12 protein-coding genes are annotated in these 15,861 nt (G+C 52.0%); 7 read left to right on the forward strand and 5 right to left on the reverse strand.

The window, feature by feature from the left end; genetic code table 11:
• Nucleotides 1-90: 90 nt before the first annotated feature.
• A complete protein-coding gene (locus G434_RS20835) occupies nt 91-4,707 on the forward strand; it encodes an ATP-dependent helicase (RefSeq protein ID WP_001310034.1) in 4,617 nt (1,538 codons plus the stop codon).
• Nucleotides 4,708-4,757: 50 nt separating this feature from the next.
• On the opposite strand, the gene grxD is transcribed toward G434_RS20835, so the two are convergent.
• Nucleotides 4,758-5,105 (reverse strand): monothiol glutaredoxin 4, encoded by a 348-nt coding sequence (gene grxD, locus G434_RS20830; protein ID WP_000108172.1) that lies wholly within the window; start codon nt 5,103-5,105, stop codon nt 4,758-4,760.
• A 334-nt stretch (nt 5,106-5,439) separates the two neighbouring features.
• Here grxD and mepH point away from each other — a divergent pair, with 334 nt between their 5' ends.
• Nucleotides 5,440-6,267 (forward strand): peptidoglycan DD-endopeptidase MepH, encoded by an 828-nt coding sequence (gene mepH, locus G434_RS20825; RefSeq protein ID WP_000101181.1) that lies wholly within the window; start codon nt 5,440-5,442, stop codon nt 6,265-6,267.
• A 127-nt stretch (nt 6,268-6,394) separates the two neighbouring features.
• Entirely contained in the window at nt 6,395-6,976 is a 582-nt protein-coding gene (gene sodB, locus G434_RS20820; protein WP_000007283.1) for a superoxide dismutase [Fe], read from the forward strand.
• Between the two features lie 145 nt (nt 6,977-7,121).
• Here sodB and G434_RS20815 read toward each other — a convergent pair whose 3' ends face one another.
• Entirely contained in the window at nt 7,122-8,291 is a 1,170-nt protein-coding gene (locus G434_RS20815; protein ID WP_000701040.1) for an MFS transporter, read from the reverse strand.
• A 165-nt stretch (nt 8,292-8,456) separates the two neighbouring features.
• Nucleotides 8,457-8,546, reverse strand: coding sequence for a cytochrome bd-I accessory subunit CydH (gene cydH / locus G434_RS20810; RefSeq protein ID WP_000102278.1), 90 nt, complete (start codon nt 8,544-8,546; stop codon nt 8,457-8,459).
• Nucleotides 8,547-8,844: 298 nt separating this feature from the next.
• Between cydH and purR the strand changes: the two genes are divergently transcribed.
• Nucleotides 8,845-9,870, forward strand: coding sequence for an HTH-type transcriptional repressor PurR (gene purR, locus G434_RS20805; protein WP_000190982.1), 1,026 nt, complete (start codon nt 8,845-8,847; stop codon nt 9,868-9,870).
• On the opposite strand, the gene punR is transcribed toward purR, so the two are convergent.
• Nucleotides 9,867-10,799 carry a DNA-binding transcriptional activator PunR gene (punR, locus tag G434_RS20800; RefSeq protein ID WP_000269493.1) on the reverse strand — a complete coding sequence of 311 codons (933 nt, stop codon included), beginning with the start codon at nt 10,797-10,799 and terminating at the stop codon, nt 9,867-9,869. The two genes, purR and punR, sit on opposite strands and share 4 nt — an antisense overlap.
• 112 nt (nt 10,800-10,911) lie before the next feature.
• On the opposite strand from punR, the gene punC reads away from it, so the two are divergent.
• Together punC and cfa are read left to right on the forward strand one after the other, a co-directional pair.
• The gene (gene punC, locus G434_RS20795; protein ID WP_001182362.1) at nt 10,912-12,123 is read left to right on the forward strand and encodes a purine nucleoside transporter PunC; all 1,212 of its coding nucleotides are present in this window, start codon (nt 10,912-10,914) and stop codon (nt 12,121-12,123) included.
• Nucleotides 12,124-12,413: 290 nt separating this feature from the next.
• Nucleotides 12,414-13,562, forward strand: a complete 1,149-nt coding sequence (cfa, locus tag G434_RS20790; RefSeq protein WP_000098886.1) for a cyclopropane fatty acyl phospholipid synthase — start codon at nt 12,414-12,416, stop codon at nt 13,560-13,562.
• A 39-nt stretch (nt 13,563-13,601) separates the two neighbouring features.
• On the opposite strand, the gene ribE is transcribed toward cfa, so the two are convergent.
• The gene (gene ribE / locus G434_RS20785) at nt 13,602-14,243 is read right to left on the reverse strand and encodes a riboflavin synthase (RefSeq protein ID WP_000493947.1); all 642 of its coding nucleotides are present in this window, start codon (nt 14,241-14,243) and stop codon (nt 13,602-13,604) included.
• 214 nt (nt 14,244-14,457) lie between these two features.
• Between ribE and mdtK the strand changes: the two genes are divergently transcribed.
• Complete coding sequence (gene mdtK / locus G434_RS20780) at nt 14,458-15,831, forward strand: multidrug efflux MATE transporter MdtK (RefSeq protein ID WP_001174939.1); 1,374 nt, start codon at nt 14,458-14,460, stop codon at nt 15,829-15,831.
• The last annotated feature ends 30 nt before the right edge of the window (nt 15,832-15,861 follow it).

The following is a 15,861-nucleotide window of genomic DNA, read 5'->3' on the forward strand; positions in this document are numbered from 1 at the left end:
GAGTCGATGCCTGATGACATGCAATGATTCAGGCATCTATAGTGAGGCTATTCCACGCATCATGCATGATATTCACGGGGAATAGCGTTAATGGCAGATAATCCAAACCTTTCATCGCCCCTGCCGGACGTGTTTTCACCGGCAACCCGCGACTGGTTTCTTCGCGCCTTTAAACAGCCGACCGCTGTCCAGTCGCAAACCTGGCATGTGGCGGCGCGAGGCGAACATGCGCTGGTGATTGCACCGACTGGCTCCGGGAAAACGCTGGCAGCATTTCTCTACGCCCTCGATCAGCTCTTCCGCGAAGGCGGCGAAGATACCCGCGAGGCGCATAAACGTAAAACCTCACGCATCCTCTATATTTCACCGATAAAAGCCCTTGGCACCGACGTTCAGCGCAACTTGCAGATCCCGTTACAGGGTATTGCCGATGAACGGCGGCGGCGCGGCGAAACGGAAGTCAATCTTCGCGTGGGGATCCGTACTGGCGATACGCCTGCACAGGAACGCAGCAAACTCACCCGTAATCCGCCGGATATTCTGATCACCACACCCGAATCACTCTATCTGATGCTGACCTCCCGCGCGCGCGAAACGCTACGCGGCGTCGAAACGGTAATTATTGATGAAGTCCACGCGGTAGCAGGCAGTAAACGTGGTGCGCATCTGGCGTTAAGTCTGGAGCGGCTCGATGCGCTGCTCCACACCTCAGCACAGCGAATTGGCCTTTCTGCCACTGTGCGTTCAGCCAGCGATGTGGCAGCATTTCTTGGCGGCGATCGCCCGGTTACGGTAGTCAACCCGCCCGCAATGCGCCATCCGCAGATACGGATTGTCGTACCGGTCGCCAATATGGATGATGTCTCATCGGTCGCCAGCGGCACTGGCGAAGACAGCCATGCTGGCCGGGAAGGCTCCATCTGGCCATATATTGAAACGGGTATCCTTGATGAAGTGTTGCGCCATCGCTCGACCATTGTCTTTACTAATTCGCGGGGACTGGCGGAAAAACTGACGGCACGATTAAATGAGCTTTACGCCGCACGCTTACAGCGTTCCCCGTCTATCGCCGTTGATGCGGCCCATTTCGAGTCGACCTCCGGCGCAACCTCTAACCGTGTACAAAGTAGCGACATTTTTATTGCCCGCTCACACCACGGCTCCGTCTCTAAAGAACAACGAGCAATCACCGAACAGGCGCTGAAATCGGGTGAATTACGCTGTGTGGTCGCAACCTCCAGTCTCGAACTGGGGATTGATATGGGCGCGGTGGATCTGGTGATTCAGGTGGCAACGCCGCTTTCTGTTGCCAGTGGGTTACAACGCATTGGACGTGCCGGACACCAGGTAGGAGGTATCTCCAAAGGGCTGTTTTTCCCCCGAACCCGGCGTGACTTAGTCGATTCCGCAGTCATTGTAGAGTGTATGTTCGCAGGCAGGCTGGAAAACCTGACACCACCGCATAATCCACTCGACGTCCTTGCGCAGCAAACCGTTGCCGCCGCGGCGATGGATGCATTACAGGTAGACGAATGGTACTCCCGCGTACGCCGTGCCGCACCGTGGAAAGATCTGCCAAGACGTGTTTTTGACGCCACGCTGGATATGCTTTCCGGGCGCTATCCCTCTGGCGATTTTTCTGCTTTTCGCCCCAAACTGGTCTGGAACCGGGAGACCGGGATATTGACCGCCCGACCTGGCGCTCAGCTGTTGGCGGTTACCAGCGGTGGCACCATTCCGGATCGTGGCATGTATAGCGTGTTATTACCCGAAGGTGAAGAACAGGCCGGTTCGCGGCGGGTGGGTGAACTGGATGAGGAGATGGTATATGAGTCGCGGGTGAACGACATTATCACTCTCGGCGCTACCTCATGGCGGATCCAGCAAATCACCCGCGATCAGGTGATTGTGACTCCTGCTCCGGGTCGTTCTGCCCGGCTCCCCTTCTGGCGTGGTGAAGGTAACGGACGTCCGGCAGAATTAGGCGAGATGATCGGCGATTTTCTCCATTTACTGGCGGATGGCGCGTTCTTTTCCGGGACTATTCCCCCGTGGTTGGCAGAAGAAAATACGATCGCCAATATTCAGGGGTTGATTGACGAGCAGCGCAACGCGACGGGCATCGTTCCGGGGAGTCGTCATCTGGTCCTCGAACGGTGCCGTGATGAAATTGGTGACTGGCGTATTATTTTGCACTCTCCCTATGGAAGACGGGTGCATGAACCCTGGGCGCTGGCGATTGCCGGGCGAATACATGCACTATGGGGCGCTGACGCGTCTGTGGTTGCCAGTGATGACGGCATTGTTGCGCGCATTCCTGACACCGATGGTAAATTGCCCGATGCCGCGATTTTTTTGTTTGAACCAGAAAAGTTGCTGCAAATTGTCCGCGAGGCGGTAGGCAGCTCGGCACTTTTCGCCGCCCGTTTTCGCGAATGCGCCGCGCGGGCATTATTAATGCCGGGCCGCACGCCGGGCCATCGCACCCCGCTCTGGCAACAACGGCTGCGCGCCAGTCAGTTGCTGGAAATCGCTCAGGGATATCCAGATTTTCCGGTCATTCTCGAAACCCTACGCGAATGTCTGCAAGATGTTTATGATCTTCCCGCGCTGGAACGTTTGATGCGTCGCCTGAACGGTGGCGAAATTCAAATATCCGATGTAACGACCACTACGCCTTCGCCTTTCGCTGCCAGTTTATTGTTCGGCTATGTCGCGGAATTTATGTACCAGAGCGACGCCCCGCTGGCAGAGCGCCGGGCATCCGTACTGTCGCTGGACAGCGAGTTACTGCGCAATCTACTCGGACAGGTCGATCCGGGGGAATTACTCGACCCACAGGTCATTCGCCAGGTGGAAGAAGAGTTGCAACGACTGGCTCCTGGCAGAAGAGCGAAAGGTGAAGAAGGATTGTTCGACCTGCTGCGCGAACTGGGGCCAATGACCGTTGAAGACCTGGCGCAACGGCATACAGGCAGCAGTGGAGAGATTGCGTCGTATCTGGAAAATCTTCTTGCAGTAAAACGAATCTTCCCGACGATGATTAGCGGGCAGGAGCGTCTTGCCTGTATGGATGATGCCGCCAGGCTGCGCGATGCCCTCGGCGTACGACTACCAGAGTCACTGCCAGAGATTTATTTGCACCGAGTCAGTTACCCGCTTCGCGACCTCTTTCTGCGCTATCTCCGGGCTCATGCTCTGGTCACGTCTGAACAACTGGCTCATGAGTTTAGTCTCGGTATTGCCATTGTCGAAGAGCAACTTCAGCAACTGCGCGAACAGGGGCTGGTGATGAATCTGCAACAAGACATCTGGGTGAGCGATGAAGTATTTCGTCGTCTGCGTTTGCGCTCGCTGCAAGCCGCCAGAGAAGCGACACGTCCCGTTGCGGCCACGACCTATGCGCGATTGCTGCTGGAACGTCAGGGCGTATTACCCGCCACCGATGGTAGCCCGGCACTCTTTGCCTCAACATCACCAGGCGTTTATGAGGGCGTGGATGGCGTCATGCGGGTGATCGAACAGCTTGCCGGAGTCGGTTTACCCGCCTCACTCTGGGAAAGCCAGATCCTGCCTGCCCGCGTACGCGACTATTCGCCAGAAATGCTCGATGAATTACTGGCAACCGGTGCGGTTATCTGGTCGGGGCAAAAAAAGCTGGGTGAAGATGACGGTCTGGTGGCACTGCATCTACAGGAATATGCCGCAGAATCGTTCACTTCCGCCGAAGCGGATCAGGCGAATCGTTCGGCGCTGCAGCAAGCGATAATCGCTGTTCTGGCTGACGGAGGAGCCTGGTTTGCACAACAAATCAGCCAACGGATACGCGATAAAATCGGCGAATCGGTTGATCCCTCGGCACTGCAAGAGGCGTTATGGGCGCTGGTCTGGCAAGGCGTCATCACCAGCGATATTTGGGCACCGTTACGCGCTCTCACCCGCAGCAGTTCCAACGCACGCACCTCAACTCGCCGCAGTCACCGGGCTCGTCGTGGGCGTCCTGTCTATGCACAACCCGTCTCGCCGCGGGTATCTTACAACACACCAAATCTTGCTGGACGCTGGTCGTTATTGCAGGTGGAGCCACTAAACGATACCGAAAGGATGCTGGCGCTGGCGGAAAATATGCTCGACCGCTACGGCATCATCAGTCGTCAGGCGGTGATAGCCGAAAATATCCCTGGCGGGTTTCCATCGATGCAAACGCTTTGTCGAAGTATGGAAGACTCCGGGCGAATTATGCGAGGTCGTTTTGTAGAAGGTCTGGGGGGTGCGCAATTCGCTGAACGTCTGACTATTGACCGATTGCGCGATCTGGCGACACAAGCCACGCAAACGCGCCACTATACACCAGTGGCGCTCTCCGCCAACGATCCGGCTAATGTGTGGGGAAATCTTCTGCCCTGGCCTGCACATCCGGCAACGCTGGTTCCAACGCGTCGGGCGGGTGCGCTGGTGGTCGTTTCTGGCGGCAAATTGTTACTCTATCTGGCGCAAGGCGGCAAAAAAATGCTGGTCTGGCAGGAAAAAGATGAATTACTCGCCCCAGAGATTTTCCAGGCGCTGACCACCGCACTGCGTCGCGAACCACGGCTGCGCTTTACGCTAACAGAAGTGAATGATCTACCGGTCCGGCAAACGCCGATGTTTACGCTGCTGCGTGAGGCGGGATTTTCAAGTTCGCCACAAGGGCTGGATTGGGGATAGATAAAGAACTGACGGATGCCCGTTCGCATCCGTCAGTACTGCAGGACGGATTATTCCGCGTCCGGCTCTTCAGACTTGTATTTAGCGGCAGTTTCTTTGATCAGCTGCTGCAGTTCGCCACGCTGATACATTTCGATCACGATATCACAACCGCCGACCAGCTCGCCGTCAACCCACAGTTGCGGGAAGGTCGGCCAGTTAGCATATTTCGGCAGTTCCGCACGAATGTCCGGATTCTGCAGAATATCAACATAGGCAAAACGTTCGCCACATGCGGCAAGCGCCTGGACTGCCTGGGCAGAGAAACCGCAGCTCGGCAGTTTCGGTGAACCTTTCATGTACAGCAGGATCGGGTTTTCAGCAATCTGGCGTTGGATTTTTTCGATAGTGGTGCTCATTGTCTTGCTTCCTCAAACTTCTTTACGGCAGTAATCTGACATTGTAGCGGGTCAGTGCGGCATCGGAAAATAACATTTTCATCACGCTTTTGCTATTTTATCCCTTTGCTCTATTTGTTGCATTTCAAATATTCGTTTCTTCCCTGACGCAAGGCAAACTGGCGTATTTATGACCATTTTTAGCTTTCACTGCTGCATTTTTTTGCGCTCGCCGACGAAACGTATTTTTTAACAATAAAAGCTATTAACTTTCTCTTCTTCTATGCATTAGAATCATCAAGTTTTGTAAATCAGACGCAGGCATGATAGACCTGCCTTAACAGAGGGACGCTCAGTGGCGCGGATAAACCGTATTTCGATCACGCTCTGTGCTTTACTTTTTACCACCCTGCCTTTAACGCCTATGGCCCATGCTTCAAAGCAAGCCAGGGAGAGTTCTGCTACTACTCATATCACCAAAAAAGCAGATAAAAAGAAAAGCACGGCAACCACCAAAAAGACCCAGAAAGCCAGCCAGAAAACAGCGAAAAAAGCCGCCAGTAAAAGTACGATCAAAAGCAAAACCGCTTCTTCCGTTAAAAAATCTTCCATTACCGCTTCTAAAAACGCCAAAACTCGCAGCAAACACGCCGTCAATAAAACGGCCTCAGCCAGCTTTACCGAAAAGTGTACCAAACGTAAGGGCTATAAATCGCATTGTGTGAAAGTCAAAAATGCCGCGTCAGGAACTCTTGCCGACGCGCACAAAGCGAAGGTGCAAAAAGCCACGAAAGTGGCAATGAATAAACTGATGCAGCAAATTGGTAAGCCATATCGTTGGGGTGGCAGCTCACCGCGTACCGGTTTTGATTGCAGCGGCCTGGTTTATTACGCTTATAAAGATTTGGTGAAAATTCGTATTCCGCGTACGGCGAATGAAATGTATCACCTGCGCGATGCAGCGCCAATCGAACGTAGTGAACTGAAAAACGGCGACCTGGTCTTTTTCCGTACTCAGGGACGCGGTACAGCCGATCATGTCGGCGTGTATGTCGGCAACGGCAAATTTATTCAGTCACCGCGCACGGGTCAGGAAATTCAAATCACTTCTCTCAGTGAAGACTACTGGCAGCGCCACTATGTTGGCGCTCGTCGGGTAATGACCCCAAAAACACTTCGCTAAAACTTTACCCTGTTGTTACGGCAACAGGGTAAGTTCATCTTTTGTCTCACCTTTTAATTTGCTACCCTATCCATACGCACAATAAGGCTATTGTACGTATGCAAATTAATAATAAAGGAGAGTAGCAATGTCATTCGAATTACCTGCACTACCATATGCTAAAGATGCTCTGGCACCGCACATTTCTGCGGAAACCATCGAGTATCACTACGGCAAGCATCATCAGACTTATGTCACTAACCTGAACAACCTGATCAAAGGTACCGCGTTTGAAGGTAAATCACTGGAAGAGATTATTCGCAGCTCTGAAGGTGGTGTATTCAACAACGCAGCTCAGGTCTGGAACCATACTTTCTACTGGAACTGCCTGGCACCGAACGCGGGTGGCGAACCGACTGGAAAAGTCGCTGAAGCTATCGCCGCATCTTTTGGCAGCTTTGCCGATTTCAAAGCTCAGTTTACTGATGCAGCGATCAAAAACTTTGGTTCTGGCTGGACCTGGCTGGTGAAAAACAGCGATGGCAAACTGGCTATCGTTTCAACCTCTAACGCGGGTACTCCACTGACCACCGATGCAACTCCGCTGCTGACCGTTGATGTCTGGGAACACGCTTATTACATCGACTATCGCAATGCACGTCCTGGCTATCTGGAGCACTTCTGGGCGCTGGTGAACTGGGAATTCGTAGCGAAAAATCTCGCTGCATAATAACTGATGGCAAATGCAACATTGCCTGATGCGCTTCGCTTACCATACCAACTCGGATGAAGCGTTAACACTGCATCCGGCAAGATAAATCGCACGTTGCCAGCAACTGTAACGCAGAAGGTTATCCTTCTGCGTTTTTATTTAATTAGCTGTTGGCAACGCAAACTGTTTCAGGTTGTTTTCTGGCTGACATAAACACCAGCAATAATGCCAGTCCCGCGACAATCGCCCCCATCACCGGCACAAAACTGTATCCCAGCCCAGCGGAAATTACCGCACCACCAGCAGCTGCTCCCAGAGCATTTCCAAGATTAAAGGCACCAATATTGACTGATGAAGACAGACCTGGCGCTTCACTGGCGACACGCATCACGCGCATCTGTAACGGCGGTACGACCGCAAAGGTTGCAGCTCCCCACACCACCATGCTAATAGCTGCGCCGAACTCATTGCGGGCCAGGAACGGGATTGCCAGCATAATCACCATCAGCAGCAACAAAAAGCCTTTCAACGTGCCGTTAACTGAACGATCTGCCAGTTTGCCGCCGAGATAGTTACCGATAGAGAATCCGACACCAATCAGCACCAGCATTGCCGTGACGAACACCGGCGTTGCGTGGGTAATGCTTTGCAGTACCGGAGAGATATAGGTGTAGAGGGTAAACATTGCACCAGCTCCCAGTACCGTCGTCAGCAATGCAGACAGCACCTGCGGACGCATTAATACCGCCAGCTCTTTTTTCACTTCAGGTCGCGCCCCTGCGCCACCTTTAGGTAATGAGAAGAACAGACTTACCATTGAAATCACGCCCAGCCCCGCCGTTGCCAGAAATGACATCCGCCAGCCGATGGTTTCGCCCAACCAGGTCGCTGCCGGAACGCCACCGATATTTGCCAGGGTTAACCCCATAAACATAGTGGCAACTGCGCTGGCCTGTTTATGTTTTGGCACCACGCTTGCGGCCACAACTGAACCCAAACCAAAAAATGCTCCGTGATTCAGGCTGGTCAAAATGCGTGAAAGCATGAGAGTCATATAATCCGGCGCGATGGCGGAAAGTACGTTGCCGAGCGTGAAAATCGCCATCAGGAAAATCAACGCACTGCGGCGGGCACGATGAGAAAGTAGAAGCGTCATCAGCGGCGCGCCCACCATTACGCCAACTGCATAGGCACTGATTAACATTCCGGCAGCGGGAATCGAGACATCCACACCGCGCGCAATGACGGGCAATAAGCCCATTGGCGAGAACTCCGTTGTCCCGATACCAAACGCGCCAATCGCCAGCGCCAGCAACGGATAGTTAATTTTCATGCCTTATCTCCACCTCTTCGCGTCATTACGCGATATTCATTAAAGTGGCGAAAGCATGACAGCAATCACAAAAAAATGAAAATAACAAAAAGAGAAAACACTTTTGCCATTTTGCTAACAAACAGGAAGGAGATGCGAGGGAGAACGCGCTCCCTCGAGAGGAAATCAGTGCAGCGCGGCAGTCAAACCCACGGCCACGATCAAACCGAGGACGATAATCGTTGTTACCAGTGAAAATTTAAGGTCGGTGCTCATCAAGTTTTCTCCTTTTTTATTACCACACAAAAAGTGATATTACGCATTTTTACACACTGTGATGAAAAAATCTCCCGTCATTTATAATGATAAGTGTTTTTACCACTTCCCCTTTTCGTCAAGATCGGCCAAAATTCCACGCTTACACTATTTGCGTACTGGCCATTGACCCCTTCCTGACGCTCCGTGTCGTTTTTCCGGCGTACCGCAACACTTTTGTTGTGCGTAAGGTGTGTAAAGGCAAACGTTTACCTTGCGATTTTGCAGGAGCTGAAGTTAGGGTCTGGAGTGAAATGGAATGGCAACAATAAAAGATGTAGCGAAACGAGCAAACGTTTCCACTACAACTGTGTCACACGTGATCAACAAAACACGTTTCGTCGCTGAAGAAACGCGCAACGCCGTGTGGGCAGCGATCAAAGAATTACACTACTCCCCTAGCGCGGTGGCGCGTAGTCTGAAGGTTAACCACACCAAGTCTATCGGTTTGCTGGCGACCAGCAGCGAAGCGGCCTATTTTGCCGAGATCATTGAAGCGGTTGAAAAAAATTGCTTCCAGAAAGGTTACACCCTGATTCTGGGCAATGCGTGGAACAATCTTGAGAAACAGCGGGCTTATCTGTCGATGATGGCGCAAAAACGCGTCGATGGTCTGCTGGTGATGTGTTCTGAGTACCCAGAGCCGTTGCTGGCGATGCTGGAAGAGTATCGCCATATCCCAATGGTGGTGATGGACTGGGGTGAAGCAAAAGCTGACTTCACCGATGCGGTCATTGATAACGCGTTCGAAGGCGGCTACATGGCCGGGCGTTATCTGATTGAACGCGGTCACCGCGAAATCGGCGTTATCCCTGGCCCGCTGGAACGTAACACCGGCGCAGGCCGCCTTGCCGGTTTTATGAAGGCGATGGAAGAAGCGATGATCAAGGTGCCGGAAAGCTGGATTGTGCAGGGTGACTTTGAACCCGAATCTGGTTATCGCGCCATGCAGCAAATCCTGTCGCAGCCGCATCGCCCTACTGCCGTCTTCTGTGGTGGCGATATCATGGCAATGGGCGCACTTTGTGCTGCTGATGAAATGGGTCTGCGTGTCCCGCAGGATGTTTCGCTGATCGGGTATGATAACGTGCGCAACGCCCGCTATTTTACGCCGGCGCTGACCACGATCCATCAGCCAAAAGATTCGCTGGGCGAAACGGCGTTCAACATGCTGTTGGATCGTATCGTCAATAAACGCGAAGAACCGCAATCCATTGAAGTGCATCCGCGGTTGATTGAACGCCGCTCCGTGGCTGACGGCCCGTTCCGCGACTATCGTCGTTAATCACCCGTTGCGGGAGTCTCTTCCGGCTCCCGCAGCCACTCCTTATTCAGCGTCTCACTATCGCCGAGATACTCAAGCAACCAGGTTAACGCAGGCGACATATCATTTTGCTGCCATGTCAGACAACATGCCGAATCCGGGAAGGGGTTTTCCAGTTCTAGTGCTACCCACTTACCCTCATTAAGCCACGGTTTGGCGAAATGTGTTGGCACCATCCCTATGCATAATCCTGCCGAGATACAGGTTGCCGATGATTCCCAGTCAGGCACGACAAGTCTTTTTTGGTTATCCAGCAACCAGGTAATACGTTTAGGTAGCGTTCGCGAGGTGTCTTCGCGCACCAACGACGGCCAGTTGCGCAACGTATCATCGCTGAACGGGCCATCCATCAACGCCAGCGGGTGGTGACTGGCAACAACGCAACTCCAGCTTAGCATCCCCATATCCCGGAAGGCATAACGACCGCCTACCGGAATCGCGCGTGTTGCGCCAATCGCCAGTTCCACGCGCCCGTCGGAAAGCGCATCCCAGACACCGTTGAACACTTCCTGAAAGACAAGAAGTTCGACATCATCAAAATGGCGATAAAAATCAACGATCATCTGCCGTGTACGTTCTGGCCTGACAATATTATCCACTGCGATAGCTAACTGACCGCGCCAGCCGTTCGCTATCTGCTGACATTGCTGCCGGGTGATCTGCATTTTTTTGACAACAGAGCGCCCTTCTTTGAGAAACCACGCCCCGGCAGCGGTCAGTTCCACATCACGGTGACGTCGTTCAAACAGCGGCACCGCCAGCCACTCTTCCAGCTGACGCACGGTATAGCTGACCGCAGAAGGAACGCGATGCAACTCCTGTGCCGCAGCGCTAAAACTACCATTACGCGCTACCGCATCAACAACTTCGAGTGAATATTCTGACCACATAGTCTGCCTGCAAAATTTTTGAAACCAGTCATCAAATATTACCGTTTCACAACACTAATTTCACTCCCTACACTTTGCGGCGGTGTTTAATTGAGAGATTTAGAGAATATACATGCAACCTGGGAAAAGATTTTTAGTCTGGCTGGCGGGTTTGAGCGTACTCGGTTTTCTGGCAACCGATATGTATCTGCCTGCTTTCGCCGCCATACAGGCCGACCTGCAAACGCCTGCGTCTGCTGTCAGTGCCAGCCTTAGTCTGTTCCTTGCCGGTTTTGCCGCAGCCCAGCTTCTGTGGGGGCCGCTCTCCGACCGTTATGGTCGTAAACCGGTATTATTAATCGGCCTGACAATTTTTGCGTTAGGTAGTCTGGGGATGCTGTGGGTAGAAAACGCCGCTACGCTGCTGGTATTGCGTTTTGTACAGGCTGTGGGTGTCTGCGCCGCGGCGGTTATCTGGCAAGCGTTAGTGACGGATTATTATCCTTCACAGAAAGTTAACCGTATTTTTGCGACCATCATGCCGCTGGTGGGTCTATCTCCGGCACTGGCTCCTCTGTTAGGAAGCTGGCTGCTGGTCCATTTTTCCTGGCAGGCGATTTTCGCCACCCTGTTTGCCATTACCGTGGTGCTGATTCTGCCTATTTTCTGGCTCAAACCCACGACGAAGGCCCGTAACAATAGTCAGGATGGTCTGACCTTTACCGACCTGCTACGTTCTAAAACCTATCGCGGCAACGTGCTGATATATGCGGCCTGTTCAGCCAGTTTTTTTGCATGGCTGACCGGCTCACCGTTCATCCTTAGTGAAATGGGCTACAGCCCGGCAGTTATTGGTTTAAGTTATGTCCCGCAAACTATCGCGTTTCTGATTGGTGGTTATGGCTGTCGCGCCGCACTGCAGAAATGGCAAGGCAAGCAGTTATTACCGTGGTTGCTGGTACTGTTTGCTGTCAGCGTCATTGCGACCTGGGCTGCGGGCTTCATTAGCCATGTGTCGCTAGTCGAAATCCTGATCCCATTCTGTGTGATGGCGATTGCCAATGGCGCGATCTACCCGATTGTTGTCGCCCAGGCGCTGCGTCCCTTCCCACATGCAACTGGTCGCGCCGCAGCGTTGCAGAACACTCTACAACTGGGTCTGTGCTTCCTCGCAAGTCTGGTAGTTTCCTGGCTTATCAGTATCAGCACGCCATTGCTCACCACCACCAGCGTGATGTTATCAACAGTAGTGCTGGTTGCTCTGGGTTACATGATGCAACGTTGTGAAGAAGTAGACTGCCAGAATCATGGCAATGCCGAAGTCGCTCATAGCGAATCACACTGATCTATATCGATATGCTTATACTTAGGCTGCTAACAAAATTTTGTTGTATGATTGAAATTAGCGGCCTATACTAATTTCGAGTTGTTAAAGCTACGATAAATATTATGTTTTTACGGGGACAGGATCGTTCCCGACTCGCTATGAATGGTCATTTCGGCAAGGGTTCCTCCTTTCCCTCTGTTCTACGTCGGATTATAGACTCGCGGTTTTTTCTGCGAGATTTCTCACAAAGCCCAAAAAGCGTCTACGCTGTTTTAAGGTTCTGATCACCGACCAGTGATGGAGAAACTATGAGTTCATCGTGTATAGAAGAAGTCAGTGTACCGGATGACAACTGGTACCGTATCGCCAACGAATTACTTAGCCGTGCCGGTATAGCCATTAACGGTTCTGCCCCGGCGGATATTCATGTGAAAAACCCCGATTTTTTTAAACGCGTTCTGCAGGAAGGATCGTTGGGGTTAGGCGAAAGTTATATGGATGGCTGGTGGGAATGTGACCGACTGGATATGTTTTTTAGCAAAGTCTTACGCGCAGGTCTCGAGAACCAACTCCCCCATCATTTCAAAGACACGCTGCGTATTGCCGGCGCTCGTCTCTTCAATCTGCAGAGTAAAAAACGTGCCTGGATAGTCGGCAAAGAGCATTACGATTTGGGTAATGACTTGTTCAGCCGCATGCTTGATCCCTTCATGCAATATTCCTGCGCTTACTGGAAAGATGCCGATAATCTGGAATCTGCCCAGCAGGCGAAGCTCAAAATGATTTGTGAAAAATTGCAGTTAAAACCAGGGATGCGCGTACTGGATATTGGCTGCGGCTGGGGCGGACTGGCGCACTACATGGCATCTAATTATGACGTAAGCGTGGTTGGCGTCACCATTTCTGCCGAACAGCAAAAAATGGCTCAGGAACGCTGCGAAGGCCTGGATGTCACCATTTTGCTGCAAGATTATCGTGACCTGAACGACCAGTTTGATCGTATTGTTTCTGTGGGGATGTTCGAGCACGTCGGACCGAAAAATTACGATACCTATTTTGCGGTGGTGGATCGTAATTTGAAACCGGAAGGCATATTCCTGCTCCATACTATCGGTTCGAAAAAAACCGATCTGAATGTTGATCCCTGGATTAATAAATATATTTTTCCGAACGGTTGCCTGCCCTCTGTACGCCAGATTGCTCAGTCCAGCGAACCCCACTTTGTGATGGAAGACTGGCATAACTTCGGTGCTGATTACGATACTACGTTGATGGCGTGGTATGAACGATTCCTCGCCGCATGGCCAGAAATTGCGGATAACTACAGTGAACGCTTTAAACGGATGTTTACCTATTATCTGAATGCCTGTGCGGGTGCTTTCCGCGCCCGTGATATTCAGCTCTGGCAGGTCGTGTTCTCACGCGGTGTTGAAAACGGCCTTCGAGTGGCTCGCTAAAGGCTATTCTATCGCCCCCTCTCCGGGGGCGATTTCAGATCAGGCTTCTGTACCTGGTTGATTCATGGCATTTTCTCGTGCCGCCAGCACTCGTTCTACCGTATCTACCACTGCCTGAGTTTGTGGATCGATTTCAATGTTGACGCGTGCGCCAAGTTTTTTCTTCCCAAGAGTCGTGCGTTCCAGTGTTTCCGGAATTAAATGGACGCAAAAACGCGTTGGCGTGACTTCACCGACGGTCAGGCTAATACCGTCGATGCCAATAAATCCTTTGTACAGAATATATTTCATCAACTGACTATCCTGGACTTTAAACCAGATCTGGCGATTATTTTCCGAGGTTAATATTTTCGCCACTTCAGCGGTGGTCATAATATGACCTGACATTAAGTGTCCGCCAATTTCATCACTGAATTTCGCCGCACGCTCAACGTTTACCCAATCCCCCACTTTTAAATCGCCAAGATTGGTAATGCGTAACGTTTCTTTCATCAGGTCAAAACTGACATGGTTGCCGTTAATTTCCGTCACGGTCAGGCAGCAACCGTTATGCGCCACGGAAGCACCGGTTTCCAGACCGTCCAGCATGTGGTCGGGTAACTCCACCACATGTGTGCGAAAATTTGGTTTCTCGTCAATCGACACCAGTTTTGCGGTGCCCTGTACAATCCCCGTAAACATACTTACAACTCCTGAAATCAGTTAAGACATTCTGTTCAGCACAATAGCAGGTGGAAAACGCCCTTACCAGTGAAGGGGTAAGAATGACTATTTTTTCACTGGAGAATTAATAAATCCTCGCTACAATAGACTGAATTTCCCCTGCTTCTTCTTTTTGCTGCCCATTCAGGCGGCTTTTTAGTCTCTCATATAACTACAAATAAAAGGTGTTCACGTGCAGAAGTATATCAGTGAAGCGCGTCTGTTATTAGCATTAGCAATCCCGGTGATTCTCGCGCAAATCGCCCAAACTGCGATGGGTTTTGTCGATACCGTGATGGCGGGCGGCTATAGTGCCACCGACATGGCGGCGGTCGCTATCGGTACTTCTATCTGGCTTCCGGCGATCCTCTTTGGTCACGGACTGCTGCTGGCATTAACGCCGGTTATCGCGCAATTAAATGGTTCCGGTCGACGTGAGCGCATTGCGCATCAGGTGCGACAAGGTTTCTGGCTGGCGGGTTTTGTTTCCGTTCTCATTATGCTGGTGCTGTGGAATGCAGGTTACATTATCCGCTCCATGGAAAACATCGATCCGGCTCTGGCGGACAAAGCCGTGGGTTATCTGCGTGCGTTGTTGTGGGGCGCGCCGGGCTATCTGTTCTTCCAGGTTGCCCGTAACCAATGTGAAGGTCTGGCAAAAACCAAGCCGGGTATGGTAATGGGCTTTATCGGCCTGCTGGTGAACATTCCGGTGAACTATATCTTTATTTATGGTCATTTCGGTATGCCTGAGCTCGGTGGCGTTGGTTGTGGCGTGGCTACTGCGGCGGTGTATTGGGTCATGTTCCTTGCCATGGTTTCTTACATTAAACGCGCCCGCTCCATGCGCGATATTCGTAACGAAAAAGGCACCGCGAAGCCCGATCCTGCGGTTATGAAACGACTGATTCAACTCGGTTTGCCAATTGCGCTGGCGCTGTTCTTTGAAGTAACGCTGTTTGCCGTCGTGGCTCTGTTAGTGTCTCCGCTCGGTATTGTTGATGTCGCAGGACATCAGATTGCCCTGAACTTTAGTTCACTGATGTTTGTGCTTCCAATGTCGCTGGCGGCAGCGGTAACTATCCGCGTAGGTTATCGTCTGGGTCAGGGCTCAACGCTGGATGCGCAAACCGCTGCGCGGACCGGGCTTATGGTGGGTGTCTGTATGGCAACCCTGACGGCCATTTTCACGGTTTCACTGCGGGAGCAAATCGCCCTGTTGTACAACGACAATCCCGAGGTTGTAACGCTGGCTGCGCATTTGATGTTGCTGGCGGCGGTATATCAGATTTCTGACTCTATCCAGGTGATTGGCAGTGGGATTTTGCGTGGTTATAAAGATACGCGTTCCATTTTCTATATCACCTTTACGGCTTACTGGGTGCTGGGCTTGCCAAGCGGCTATATTCTGGCACTGACCGATCTGGTCGTTGAACCTATGGGGCCAGCAGGCTTCTGGATAGGCTTTATTATTGGCCTGACGTCGGCAGCCATTATGATGATGCTGCGTATGCGGTTCCTGCAACGTCTGCCGTCAGCCATCATTCTGCAACGAGCAGCTCGCTAGTAAAGACAAGGCGCAAACTTCACGGGTTGC

The sequence above is a fragment of the Escherichia sp. KTE172 genome, assembly GCF_000408845.1.
GTDB lineage: Bacteria > Pseudomonadota > Gammaproteobacteria > Enterobacterales > Enterobacteriaceae > Escherichia > Escherichia coli.

What these genes read in the sequence shown, in the direction of transcription:
- cydH (WP_000102278.1), bottom strand. Translation starts at nt 8,546, where the DNA reads ATGAGCACCGACCTTAAATTTTCACTGGTAACAACGATTATCGTCCTC.
- grxD (WP_000108172.1), bottom strand. Translation starts at nt 5,105, where the DNA reads ATGAGCACCACTATCGAAAAAATCCAACGCCAGATTGCTGAAAACCCG.
- punC (WP_001182362.1), top strand. Translation starts at nt 10,912, where the DNA reads ATGCAACCTGGGAAAAGATTTTTAGTCTGGCTGGCGGGTTTGAGCGTA.
- ribE (WP_000493947.1), bottom strand. Translation starts at nt 14,243, where the DNA reads ATGTTTACGGGGATTGTACAGGGCACCGCAAAACTGGTGTCGATTGAC.
- punR (WP_000269493.1), bottom strand. Translation starts at nt 10,799, where the DNA reads ATGTGGTCAGAATATTCACTCGAAGTTGTTGATGCGGTAGCGCGTAAT.
- G434_RS20835 (WP_001310034.1), top strand. Translation starts at nt 91, where the DNA reads ATGGCAGATAATCCAAACCTTTCATCGCCCCTGCCGGACGTGTTTTCA.
- G434_RS20815 (WP_000701040.1), bottom strand. Translation starts at nt 8,291, where the DNA reads ATGAAAATTAACTATCCGTTGCTGGCGCTGGCGATTGGCGCGTTTGGT.
- purR (WP_000190982.1), top strand. Translation starts at nt 8,845, where the DNA reads ATGGCAACAATAAAAGATGTAGCGAAACGAGCAAACGTTTCCACTACA.
- sodB (WP_000007283.1), top strand. Translation starts at nt 6,395, where the DNA reads ATGTCATTCGAATTACCTGCACTACCATATGCTAAAGATGCTCTGGCA.
- cfa (WP_000098886.1), top strand. Translation starts at nt 12,414, where the DNA reads ATGAGTTCATCGTGTATAGAAGAAGTCAGTGTACCGGATGACAACTGG.